Annotated in this window: 8 protein-coding genes, 2 tRNA genes and 1 other RNA gene; 2 read left to right on the top strand and 9 right to left on the bottom strand. The window is 29.5% G+C overall.

Annotated features, from left to right (window positions below):
• Positions 1-40 precede the first annotated feature (40 nt).
• The 8 genes from ffs to FNZ64_RS05080 form a co-directional block, all read right to left on the bottom strand.
• Positions 41-306, bottom strand: an RNA gene (gene ffs, locus FNZ64_RS05115) — signal recognition particle sRNA large type.
• Positions 307-309: 3 nt separating this feature from the next.
• Positions 310-399 (bottom strand) — tRNA-Ser (locus tag FNZ64_RS05110).
• A 536-nt stretch (positions 400-935) separates the two neighbouring features.
• Complete coding sequence (locus FNZ64_RS05105; protein WP_142413741.1) at positions 936-2,630, bottom strand: M3 family oligoendopeptidase; 1,695 nt, start codon at positions 2,628-2,630, stop codon at positions 936-938.
• 231 nt (positions 2,631-2,861) lie between these two features.
• The gene (locus tag FNZ64_RS05100; protein WP_142413740.1) at positions 2,862-5,405 is read right to left on the bottom strand and encodes a DsrE/DsrF/DrsH-like family protein; all 2,544 of its coding nucleotides are present in this window, start codon (positions 5,403-5,405) and stop codon (positions 2,862-2,864) included.
• A gap of 40 nt (positions 5,406-5,445) precedes the next feature.
• On the bottom strand, positions 5,446-5,733 hold the full coding sequence (locus FNZ64_RS05095; RefSeq protein ID WP_142413739.1) for an ArsR/SmtB family transcription factor: 288 nt from the start codon (positions 5,731-5,733) through the stop codon (positions 5,446-5,448).
• Between the two features lie 391 nt (positions 5,734-6,124).
• Complete coding sequence (locus FNZ64_RS05090; protein ID WP_423244927.1) at positions 6,125-6,346, bottom strand: (2Fe-2S)-binding protein; 222 nt, start codon at positions 6,344-6,346, stop codon at positions 6,125-6,127.
• Positions 6,347-6,350: 4 nt separating this feature from the next.
• Positions 6,351-6,815, bottom strand: coding sequence for a tRNA adenosine(34) deaminase TadA (gene tadA / locus FNZ64_RS05085; protein WP_142413737.1), 465 nt, complete (start codon positions 6,813-6,815; stop codon positions 6,351-6,353).
• Positions 6,816-7,191: 376 nt separating this feature from the next.
• Positions 7,192-7,268 (bottom strand) — tRNA-Arg (locus FNZ64_RS05080).
• Between the two features lie 180 nt (positions 7,269-7,448).
• On the opposite strand from FNZ64_RS05080, the gene FNZ64_RS05075 reads away from it, so the two are divergent.
• On the top strand, positions 7,449-9,056 hold the full coding sequence (locus FNZ64_RS05075) for an ABC1 kinase family protein (RefSeq protein ID WP_185903685.1): 1,608 nt from the start codon (positions 7,449-7,451) through the stop codon (positions 9,054-9,056).
• Positions 9,057-9,269: 213 nt separating this feature from the next.
• Positions 9,270-10,175 carry a phosphatidylserine decarboxylase gene (locus FNZ64_RS05070; protein WP_142413735.1) on the top strand — a complete coding sequence of 302 codons (906 nt, stop codon included), beginning with the start codon at positions 9,270-9,272 and terminating at the stop codon, positions 10,173-10,175.
• A 218-nt stretch (positions 10,176-10,393) separates the two neighbouring features.
• Here the strand turns inward: FNZ64_RS05070 and FNZ64_RS05065 are convergent, their stop codons facing one another.
• Positions 10,394-13,012 (bottom strand): methyl-accepting chemotaxis protein, encoded by a 2,619-nt coding sequence (locus tag FNZ64_RS05065; RefSeq protein WP_142413734.1) that lies wholly within the window; start codon positions 13,010-13,012, stop codon positions 10,394-10,396.
• Positions 13,013-13,201 lie beyond the last annotated feature (189 nt).

Here is a 13,201-nt window from a genome sequence, read left to right as displayed (position 1 = left end):
ATAGCTCGACTATAAAGTCGAGCTGAATCTTCTTAATAAATCGTACACCCTGTTTCGACAAATGGTTTATAAGCGTTACCTATACAGTTAACTCAAACCAGGTTGTTCCACGGCACACAGAGGGATTTGCTTATCGCTGCTTCCTTCCAGACCTGACGAGGTTCACAAGTCTCTGTTGCGTGGGACCCAATTCTCAACGCCACTTATATAGGCCAGACCAAACAAACCATAGCCTAGACAGGGAATTCACTCCTGCTGTAGCGGATTGCAGGTTATAGGGCACCGCTAACTCCCCAGCTAGTACGACCTTGGCGGAGAGAGTGGGATTTGAACCCACGGTAGAGTTTCCCCTACACACGCGTTCCAGGCGTGCTCCTTAAGCCACTCGGACATCTCTCCATAAAGTATTTTTTAAGATACATTAAGTATTATACTATGGTTTATATATAAATTCAACCCCTTATTTTTATAGTTTCATGGATTTATTTAATATTTGCTACATTTTTGTATTAATATACCACATGGAACCACATTTTATTATATTTAAACAAAATAAAAGACATCAGAGGGGTACTGATGTCTTTTAGGTAAAGGGGATTGTGGAATATTTTAAAAGTCATTTACTTTTAAAATTGGAGGATAACATTATATAACTTTTTGTTAAAAATTTTTATGTTTTATTGATTAATTTAATTCTACACTATTTTCATGTATTTTTCAATGTATTTTTATTAATATTTTATTAATATTAAACTTTTTATTTAACATTCAATTAATTCCATGTTAACATTTAAAAAAGAGCTACATTTTAAAAAAAGAACTACCTTTTATAAGATAGCTCTTTTTTTCTAAAATAAAATATTATCAATAATATTTTATTTTTACCATACTTATTACTTATTATTTCTTGCTTCTATTGTATCTAAATATATTTTTTACAGTTTTGTATCATCTACTGAATCTAGATATTTTTTAACATCTTCTATTATAGATTCTAAGCAACCATCTTCAAATGGTGATTGAAGTCCTGCTCTCTTAACAAGATTTAAGAAAGACTCACTTCCACCTTCATTGCAAAGATTTATATAATCTTTCCATGCTTTTTCCCTATCTTCATTTGCTTTCTTCCAGAATTGAAGAGCACAAACTTGAGCTAGTGTATAGTCTATATAATAGAATGGCATTTCAAATATGTGTCTTTGACCAAACCACCATCCACCATTTTCTAAGAAGTCATATCCATCATAATCTTTGCTTGGTGCATACTTCATTTCTATTTCTCTCCAAGCTTTTCTTCTTTCTTCTGGAGTAGCATCTGGATTTTCATATACAAAATGTTGGAACTCATCAACTGTTACACCATAAGGGATAAATAATATAGCTGCACTTAAATGTGAGAATTTATATTTATCAGTATCTTCTTTAAAGAATAATTCCATCCATGGCCAAGTTAAAAATTCCATACTCATTGAGTGAATTTCTGAAGCTTCATAAGTTGGGAAATTATATTCTGGCACTTTATATCTTCTGCTTGAATATGCTTGGAAAGCGTGTCCAGCTTCATGAGTTAAAACATCTACATCTCCTGAAGTTCCGTTGAAATTAGAGAATATAAATGGAGCTTCATATTGCATCATGTAGTGGCAATATCCTCCGCCAGCTTTACCTTTTTTGCTAACAAGATCCATTAAGTTATTATCTAACATATAGTTAAAGAACTTGCCTGTATCTTCTGATAACTCATTATACATTTTCTTACCATTTTCTATAATCCAATCAGCATCGCCCTTTGGGGTTGCATTTCCTGATAAGAATTTAAAGCTTTCATCATAATATTTTAATGACTCTAATCCTAATCTCTTAGCTTGTCTTTTCTTTAATTCTTCAGCAAGTGGTACTATGTATTTTCTTACTTGCTCTCTATAGTTCGCCACTTGTTCTGCTGTATAATCAGTTCTATTTAATCTATAGTATCCTAATTGAACAAAGTTTTCATAGCCTAATTTCTTAGCCATTTTAGTTCTTGTTTTAACTAGTTTATCATAGTTTTCATCAAATTCTTCTTGGTGTTCTTTGTAAAAATTAAATTTAGCTTCACTAGCTTTTTTCCTCATATCTCTATCTTTAGATAATTGGAATGGAGTCATTTGAGCTAGGTTTCTTTCTTCCCCTTCAAAATCAATTTTAGCAGAAGCCACTAATTTAGTATATTCTCCAGCTAATTTATTTTGCATTTGAAGATCTTCTATTATTTCCTCGGAAAAGGTTTTCTCGGCAAGGCTAGCAATGTTGAATAATTGTTCTTTCCACTCTTTTTTTAATTCATCTTTAAATTTTGATTTTGTTATAACTCTATAATATTTAGATGATAAGCCTTCATATACTGGGAAATTTTCATCAAAGAATCCTTGCTCTTCTTCATAAAATTTATCAGTTGTGTCTATAGTATGTCTTATAGTAACTATAGCAGCTGATGTTTCAAATTGTCCTCTTAGATCATTAATTTCTTTCATAAGATTATTAGCTTCTTCAAAACTTTCAGCATTGCTAAATCTTTCTAAACATTCGTTAAATTTAGCTTTATATTCTTCCATATTTGGTCTAGTGTATGGCATTTCTTTAAAATTCATAAGTAACCCCCCTTAAATAATTAACTTATTCACTACTTTATTTTAACATATAATTCTATTCATTTATAGGCTTATATGTAATAAATATAGTTCTTATAATAGTTATAAAGTGGCAACCATCTTAAGTTGCCACTTTTATCTTTTTTATTATTTACTATATTGTATATCTTTGATCATCCTTAAGCTCTTCAGCTTCATTCTTAACATTATAGGCATATTTAAATACAACTTCTATATAAATAAATTCACATTAGATTCTTCTGCTTCTCCTAAATAATAGCCAACTCCACCTATTTTAACTCCATCTATTAATTCGTCTTTTTTAAGTCCTAAAAGATCCATGGACATTTGGCATGCTACTATTTCAATTCCGCTATCTACTGCAGCTTTTATTAAATCTTCTAGGGAAGATACATTTTTATCTTTCATAATTTTTCTAATCATACGAGGCCCCATTCCACCCATATTCATATTGGATAGTTTTAACTTCTTACTTCCTCTTGGCATCATAAACCCAAACATTTTCTCCATAAAGGATTTTTCTACAGTTATGCTTTCATTCTTTCTTAATATATTTATACCCCAGAAGGTAAAGAACATAGTGACCTTTTTACCCATGGAAGCTGCTCCATTAGCTATGATAAAAGAAGCTATGGCTTTATCTAAATCTCCGCTAAACACTACCATGGTTTTATTATCCTTAGTGTTTAATGTATTTAGTAATTTATCTCCCTCTTCTTTTTCTGTATTCTTTTTAATGTATGCAGTTATTATGCCTTTTTCTTTTGTAAGACTTAAAAGTTTATTTCCCGTAGTTTTGCTCCAAGATTTTATATCCTCATAAAAGCCTGGGTCAGAGGCATTTATTCTTAAAACTTCTCCTTCTTTTAAAATATCAACCTGTGCCTTTACAGTCATTAATGGGCCAGGGCAACAAAGTCCACAGGCATCTAAGGATTTGTCAAATTTCAACTCTCCTGTTTCTTTAATATTACTATTTAATTCTTTATTACTTAAATTATTATTTTCTATATTATGTGTATTTTCCTTATTCTCTTCATTCCCGTTTTCCTTATTATTAGATTTATTATCATTGTTGTTGGAATAATTATCCTTGCCTTCAACTTCTTTAGGTTTAAATTTACTCATCTTATATAATTTATATCCACCTATAATATTTTTAACCTTAAAGCCCATTGGACTTAATATTCTAGCTGCGATATATCCTCTTAGTCCAACTTGACAATAAACTATAATTTCTTTATTTTTATCTAATTCCTTAGCTCTCTCTCTTAGAGAATTTAGTGGTATATGAACTGCATTTTTAATATATCCATTATCCCACTCCATTTTTTCTCTTATATCTAAAATTATTTGATTTTCCTTATCTTCTTCTAAGTTTTCTGGACTTATATTTTGAACCAATCCATTTAAAGTATTTTCTACTACAAATCCAAGCATATTAGCTGGAGATTTTGCTGAATTATATGGTGGTGCATAACAAAGTTCTAAATCCACAAGATCTTCTATAGTTCCTTTAAGTTTTATAACTGTAGCTATAACATCTATGGTTTTATCTACTCCCTCATATCCAAAGCCTTGTGCACCTAAAATCTTTCCTTCTTTATTAAATAAAAGTTTTAAGGTCATTTGAGTTGCTCCTGGATAATAAGAAGCATGAGAATTTGGATAGATATATACCTTATCATAATCTAATCCTAAATTCTTAAGAGTTCTTTCATTATTACCAGTGGATGCTCCTGTAAGTCCAAAAACTTTAATTATAGCACTTCCCAAGGTTCCTTTATATGAAGACTTTATGTTGCATATATTATCTGCTGCAATCCTTCCTTGTCTATTGGCAGGTCCTGCTAGTGGAATTGCTGACTTATTTCCATTTATAAAGTCTACAATTTCTATAGCATCTCCTACAGCATAAATCCCCTCTATATTAGTTTCCATGTGTTCATTTACTATAATATGGCCTCTCTTTCCAAGCTCAATGCCAGAACCCTCTAAAAACTTAACATCAGGACTTACTCCTATGGCCAAAATTACTATATCAGAACTTAAGACCTTACCACTATTTAGAGTTACCTCAACACCTTCCTCTGACTCCTTAAAAGACTTAACTCCATCTCCTAGGATTAGTCCAACTCCATTGTCCTCTAACTCTTTTTCAGCTATAACTACCATTTCACTATCAAAAGGTGCCAATATATGTGGAGCTGCCTCAACTAAAACAGTATTAACTCCTCTTTCAATTAAATTCTCAGCAGCTTCAACCCCAATATATCCTCCACCAATAACAAGCGCTTTTTCTATTTTATTTACATCTACTTCTTTCTTTATTTTATCCATATCTGGTATATTTCTTAAAGTGTAAATCTTATCTCCATCTATGCCCTCTATATTTGGTTTTATAGGCTTTGCCCCTGGAGATAATATTAGATAATCAAAACTTTCTTCATACTGTCCTTTATCCTTAGAGTTCACTAAAACTTTTTTACTTGTAGAATCCACCTTTATAACTTCACTAAATACCCTAACATCTATATTAAATCTAGCCTTCATAGCCTCCGGAGTTTGAACTAATAAGCTATCTCTGTCCTTTATAGCTTCGCCTATATGATATGGGAGCCCACAGTTTGCAAAAGAAATAAATTCTCCTCTTTCAAACAATATGATTTCTAAATCTTCATTAAGTCTTCTAAGCCTAGCCGCCGCTGAAGCTCCACCTGCAACACCACCAACGATTATAACTTTTTTTCCCATAATAAATCTCCTCCAAGTATAATTTATCTTATTTACTTTCTTATTTTTGCTCTTCTTCTATTATCTGAATTAAATATTTTACTCTTTCATCTATGACCCTATAAACTATCTCAACACCATTTCTCTCACCTTCTATAATGCCGGCACTCTTTAATTTTTGAATATGCTGAGATATAGTAGATTGAGGCATACCTAAGCATCCTTGCATCTTAGACACATTACACCCACCATTTTTTAAAAGTCCATTTACTATACAAAGCCTAACAGGATGAGCTAATACCTTTAAAAGATCAGCTCCTTCCTCAAATCTTTTAAAATCTTTCTCCATAAAAACCTCCAAATATTATTTTTTGCTATTTTTATTTTTTTAATCTTTTATTATTTTTTCTACAGATTATTATTCTTCACTAATTTTAAACCATAATGCACCTTAAGATTTTCACCCTTAAAATTTTATTGAATATGGAGTATCAATCTATATATCTATATATTACGATATATAGATATATATTGTCAATAAAAACCCAAAGTTTACTTTAAGTTAACAAATCAAGAGTTATAAATATATTTCTAAGTTAATTCAAGCTTTTAAAATGAAAACTTCTAAAGAAAACTATCTATCAATGATGAAGTGACTTTCATATGAACATTTTCATCTAATAAATGCTAAACTAAATAAAGGACTACTTTATAATATCTATAAAATAGCCCTTAATATATTATTTCCATTCTTTTCTTTCATACTGTTCTAAAAGTTCTTGTATCTTAACACTACATCTTCTTCCACCACACCCACCAGATCCAGAGCCAACCTTATTATTTACATCTTCTACAGTTCTTGCTCCTTCTCTTATAGCCTTTTTAATAGTGGATCTTGGAATAGCCTTACATAAGCAAACCTTAGTTAATTTATCTAAAATTTCTGGACTAATATCGCTCATAATCTCACCTCTTAAATCTTCTTTCTTTAAAAAAATCGCTTAAAATTTCACTACACCTATTATCATACATCCATTTTATATTTATATGCGTGTTTAAATATTCATTTTCCATTAAGTTAAAAACACTCCCACAACATCCTGCTACATCATCAAAAGTTCCTATATATAGGTTTCTGATTCTTGATTGAATTATAGCTCCAGCACACATAGGACAAGGCTCTAAGGTTACATATAAACTGGATCCTGTAAGTCTCCAATTTTGAAGAATTTCTGCCGCCTTTTTTATGACTATAATTTCAGCATGGGCTGTGGGATCATTTAAAGTTTCTCTTAAATTGTGAGCTCTAGCTATTATTTTATTATCCTTAACAATAATAGCACCTACAGGAACCTCTCCCATAAGCCTAGCTATTTCAGCTTCCTTTAGAGCTTCTTCCATAAAATATTCATGAGTTAAATAATCTACCATAATTATAAACTCCAATTCATAGTATTATTATATCATGATAATCGTTATTATTCAATAATAATTATCATTTAATCTGTAATTCATATTTTAATCCTTTACTTTAATTCTTATTTTAATTTCCTATTTTAGTTACTTACTTTAATTTCATATTTTAATCTTTTACTTTGATCTTTTATTTAATCTTCTTAAAGGTTAGTAACTGATTCTAATATTCTAATTTTATTATCAAATACTATATACTTAATTAAGGTGTCAAGTAGAGATTTAGTTTCTATTAACTAAATAACTTCTACTTAAATATACCATAATTCTAAAAAACTAAAAAATAACCACCCAAGAATAATTCTTAGATGGTTGTGTTTTAAATATTTAAAAGTGGTGCACCCAAAGGGAGTCGAACCCCTGGCCTTCCCCTTAGGAGGGGGACGCTCTATCCTACTGAGCTATGGATGCATAACCTATTTAAACTTGTAACATTAACATTTTTATAATAGTACAAATTTGAATAACTGTCAACAGTAGATTAATTTATTTGCATATACTATATGTCATAGGTTAAAATATCCATATATAGGGCATAATTTTATATTGAATAAATATTTAAAATAAACTTCTCCAAAAGGAAGAAAGGAAATATATATGAAAAGTTCTGTTCAAAGATTTCGTGAAATAATGAAGGTTTTAGCCTCCTACGGCTTTGGATTTCTATTAGATAACACCATAAAAGGAGATAATAAGGATACTCCAGAAAATTTAAGAAAAGCCTTTGAGGAACTGGGTCCTACTTTTATAAAAATAGGTCAAATACTTAGCACTAGACCAGACATTCTTCCTGAAAACTTTACTGATGAACTTTCAAAGCTTCAAAACAATGTATCTCCTGAGAGTTTTTTTAACATAAATAAGGTTTTTGAAGAAGAATTTAATGCAAAACTTAGCGATAGTTTCGACTTTTTTGATGAAAATCCTTTAGCTTCTGCTTCTATAGCCCAAGTACATAGAGCCAAATTAAAAGATGGAAAAGAAGTTATTGTAAAAATTCAAAGACCAGATATTGAAAATCAAATGGAAATAGATCTTGAAATTTTATCTAAAATACTCTTTCTTGCTAAAGGAAAACTTTCTGGTTTCATAATTGATCCCCAAGAAGCTGTAGATGAACTAAAGGATAGTACCAAGTTAGAGTTAGACTTTACTAATGAAGTTAAGAACCTTAAAAAGTTTAAAAAAAATAACTTAAATGCCTCTAATATATATGTGCCTTATGTTGTAGAGGAATTTTGTTCTCATAAAATTATTACCATGGAAATGATTCATGGCTTTTCCATAAAAAACGCAGCTAAACTAAATGAGTTTAATTATAATAAGGAGGACTTAGGTAAAAATCTTGTACTCTCCTTTTTTAAACAAATATTTGAGGATAACTTTTTTCATGGAGATCCTCACCCTGGAAATATACTTATTAATAAGGGGAAAATATGCTTTATAGACTTTGGACTTATGGGCTCCTTATCTAAAAGCTTACAAGATGCCTTAAATGAACTTATAATATCTGTAGTATACGAAGATATAAATAAAATTATCTCTGTACTTATGAGTATAGGTATAAAAACAGGTTATGTTGATAGAAATAATCTATATGAAGATATTGATTATCTGCTGTCTTGTTATATGTCAACCTCTTTAAAAAATATAAAAATGTCTCAGATGTTACAAGAGGTTTTTCAATGTGCTAAGGATAATAATATAAAATTACCAAAAGACTTAACCATGTTAATTAGAAGCCTTGTTATAGTAGAAGGTGTTGCAGTTAAGTTATCTCCTGATATAAACATATTATCCATAGCAGAACCTTACGTTAAAAGCAAACATAAAAGTTTTTTATTTGATAAATTTAGTCTAGAAAACCTTCTTATTAGATACTCTAATTTTTTTAAAGATAGCTCCAAGCTCCCTACAAAACTTGTAGAACTTTCAGATGGTGTATTAAAAGGCAGAGCTAAGCTTCAACTTAAATTTAATGGACTTGATAATACCCTTAATGAACTAAATAAAATGATTAATAGGCTAGTGTTTGCTATTATAATATCAGCCTTAGTATTAAGTTCTTCTATTATTTTAATATACAATATAGGACCTAAAATTTTTAATATATCCATACTAGGAATTGTGGGATACTTAGTTACAGCTTTTATGGCCTTTTGGCTTTTAATCTCCATTATACGGTCTGGTAAGCTTTAATCATAAATAAACAGTTATACGTTCTGGAAAACTTTAATTATAAATAAACAGATTTCTAAGCTTTAAATAAAATCCTTACTCTCCTAAAGCTTAAAAATCCTTACTTAGGTACTACCCTCTTTTCTCTTACTTTTACGAAAATTAGGTGTAACATATAGTCATGAGTAAAGAGAGTGCTAAATCTAATCACATAAAGGATGGTGCAATCAACAATTGATAAAATATTACAATAGAAAAGAAAAAAAATATGAAATAGAAAAAGTAGCTGGGGAAAAATATTTAAACTGGCTTTATTCTTCCCCTGTAGGAAAAGGCTTGTTAGAACTTTTAGTTAAAAAGAAGGGGTTTTCTAAAGTATATGGTTTCTATTGCGACTCAAAACTAAGCACTAAAAAGATTAAATCTTTTATAGAAGACCTTGGTATAGATATGAATAAATATGAAAAAGAGGTTTCAGACTTTAATTCTTTTAACGACTTTTTTATAAGAGAATTAAAGCATGAACATATAAGCTTTAGTTCTAATTCAGAAGATTTAATCTCGCCTTGCGATGGGAGACTTTTAGTTTATGAAAATCTATATTCTAAAAAAGAGCTTGAAATTAAAGGATTTAACTATACTCTAGATGAGTTACTTCAAGATAAGCTAATAGCTTCAGAATATGAGGGTGGTACAGCCTTAGTATTTAGACTCTGTCCTACAGATTATCATAGATTTCACTTTATAGATAATGGATTTTGTACTTCTCCTAAGAAAATTAAAGGAAGTTATTATTCAGTAAATCCAATCTCTTTGGAGAGAGTAAAAAAAGTTTTTGTTCAAAATAAAAGAGAATGGTCTATACTAAAATCAGAAAACTTCAATAAGGTTATTTATATGGAAGTAGGGGCTACTTGTGTAGGTTCAATAATTCAAACTTATGATAATAATTCTAAAGTTAATCGTGGGGATGAAAAGGGATATTTTAAATTTGGGGGGTCCACAGTAATTTTAATATTTAAAAAAGATACTATAAAAATACATAAAGATATATTAGATCATAGCAAAAATAATATAGAGACTTTAATTTCAATGGGTGAAACTATTGGTGTTACTCATAACCAAAATTCTAAACTTTAGTTAAGGTTTTTATTTCCACTAAAGTTTAGAAAAATAAAACCATGCATATTAGAAAACATGAAAAAAACCCTATAGGGGAGACTTTTTTTATTGTCTACTCTATAGGGTACACTTTACATTTTCTATTTATACATGGTTTTTATAATCTCACTGTATTATTAGTACGTTATTTATGCCAAGCTATAATTTAAAATTCTCTATTTAAAATATTACTTAACCTATAACTTAAACTTTTCTACTATACTATTTAGATTATTTACACTTTCCTTATTATTTTCCGTTTTTTCATTTATAACATTTATTTTATCTGTTATATTTAATGTCTTATTTGCAATTTCTGAAACCCCTGATGCACCATCATTTATTGTAGCAGTAACATCATTTATAGCAACAGTTATAGAGCTAATTGTTGTATTTAATTCCTCTGCTGTAGCACTAAAATTCTCCATAAAACTTAAGAATTCTTCAGAATCAAAATTATATTGTTCTGCTATTTTAATAAATCCCTCATAATCCTTACTTATATTATTCTCCATATAGTCTAGCATACTACCTGCACTTGAAGTAAGATCCTTTACAGATTCACTAACCTTCTTTACCACATTTTGAATATTTGATGCAGTTTTTCCTGATTCCTCAGCCAGCTTTCTAACCTCGTCTGCAACCACCGAGAACCCTCTTCCAGCTTCCCCTGCCCTTGCAGCTTCAATTGCAGCATTTAAGGCCAACATATTAGTTTGCTTTGTAATTGAAAGTATGGAATCTGCTAATTTATGAATTTGATTTACAGCCTTAGCCCCTTCCATTGCTCTCTCCACTTCAGTTTTAACTTTATTATAAATTTCTTTTGATTGCATACTAGCTTTAATAGTTTCTTCCTTCAAACTATCTGCTCTAACAGATATGTCCTGTGACATTTTACTACCATCTACAGCCCTTTCAGCCATTTTACCAACTGAATTGCCCATTTCACCAGAGGATGCACTCATCTCTTCTGAAGTTGCCGCAGTTTCCTCAATAGATGCAGATAACCCTTGAGTTTCAATAGATGCTATTTCTGTATCTTCTTTTACATCCTTAATAAGTTCTTCAACTAATAAAGCATTTTCATTTATATCATTAGAAGCTGAACTTAGTTTCTGCACTACCTCTTTTAAAACATTCCTCATTATAATCATTGCCCTTGCAATATCACCAACTTCATCTCCTAGAAGGGCAAGCTTTTCTATGTTGTTATCATCTTCACTTAGATCTAACTCAGCTGTCTTATTTACAAGTCCTTTAACCTTTTCTATTGGTTTTATTATATCCCTTGATACTATTACCCCTAGAACTATTGCTATACCCATTATAATAAATGATACTGCTAATATAGCAAATATTATTTGATTTACAGGTTTTTGAACCTCTGTCTGATCAGTTAAAATAAGTAGCAACCAACTTACATTAGGAACAATCTCATAACAAAGTACTTTATTTACTCCATTATAACTCACATTAATTTTTCCCCTACTTACACTTTCTCCTTTTTTAAGTCTCTTCATTATGTCATCTACTTCTTTTAACTTTAGAGGAGTTCCAATCTTCTTATCATCCTTTGAATATATTATACTTCCTGTATTATCTATTAAAATTGCCTCACTAGATTTCATACCAGATAACTTAATAGATTTTACATATTCAGAAAATTCACTAGCCTTTACTACAACCCCTAAATAACCTATATCCATGTTATAATCTTTCTTATCTTTAACTGGATTTGTAATTACTAAAACTTTATCTCCGGTTTGTTTTGATTTCATTGTTTCAGTTATATTCCTAGCTCCACCAGCACTTATACTATGATAACTTTCATTTTTTACACTTCCATTTATCATTGATTTATTGCTACTAGCTACAACTTTTCCCTGTGGTTCTACTATAAATACTTCTTCCATATAAGGATAATCCTTAACTAAATCCTCTAACTCATTATTAACCTTGTCTAAAAGAGGTTTATAATTTTTATCTTCCGTTTTCTCATTTTTTATCATTCTCAATAAATCTACATTACTCTCCACCTTAGAAAAGGATTCCACTTCCACTTGTGCTTTTTCTACCATTACTTTTATAGTCTCTAAGGACCGTTCACTTATAGAATACATGCTATCTTCTATTTGACTATTTATTGTCTTTGAAGTTCTAAAATAAGTCATTAGAGCATTTATTGTGGTTGATACAAACAGGAGTACAGCAATTAAAAAAGTAACTTTTTTACCTATACCTATTTTTTTCTTTTTTAATGCAGTTATTTTAAACTCTCCATTTTTTCCTTTTATAATATCATTAATTTTCTCTTTTATGATTTTTAAATTTATGTTCTTGAAACTTATATTTTTCAAATTTATATTCTTTATTTTGCTTTTTCTTACCTTATTACTCTTAGATTTTTCATTTTGATTTTTCTCCTTAGATTCCTTCTGAATTCTCTTATCAACTTTACTTATGTTACCTTCAGATTCTTTCTTAGGATTTTCTTTATCTGCGAATATATATTTTTCCTTATTATTTTCTTCATCTACATTTTCTAGATTATCTTCTTTATCTATGTTTTCTGGATTATTTTCTTTATACAATATCCCTTCTTTATATTGTTCCGTTTCTTCATATGATTTATTTTCACCTAAAAATAATTTATTCTTTTGCTCATGATTTTTATAAGCATTTATAAGTTTTATTTTTCTGATATATTCTAAATATTCCTTAGACAAGGATATTCTAAAATTCTCTTTGGTGTATTTAAACCTATATTTTTTTATTTTACTCCTTAGTGTCTCTAAATAATCACTTATATTCATATAAATCCCCCTAGTGAATATATATTTTCCCTATAAACCTATGTTTGGTTTCTTTGAAAATAAAAAACTATATTTTATATATTATCGATTAAATCTAAATTTTCTGTACTATAAAGGATAAAATACTTTGCAAAATATTCACAAAGTATTTTATCCTTATATATTAAATTCATATTAAACTTATATTAA

This window comes from Hathewaya massiliensis, from assembly GCF_902143515.1.
Taxonomy (GTDB): Bacteria; Bacillota; Clostridia; order Clostridiales; family Clostridiaceae; genus Hathewaya; species Hathewaya massiliensis.
Note: the sequence above shows the minus strand (reverse complement) of the source record. Positions and strands in the feature narration are given on the sequence as shown.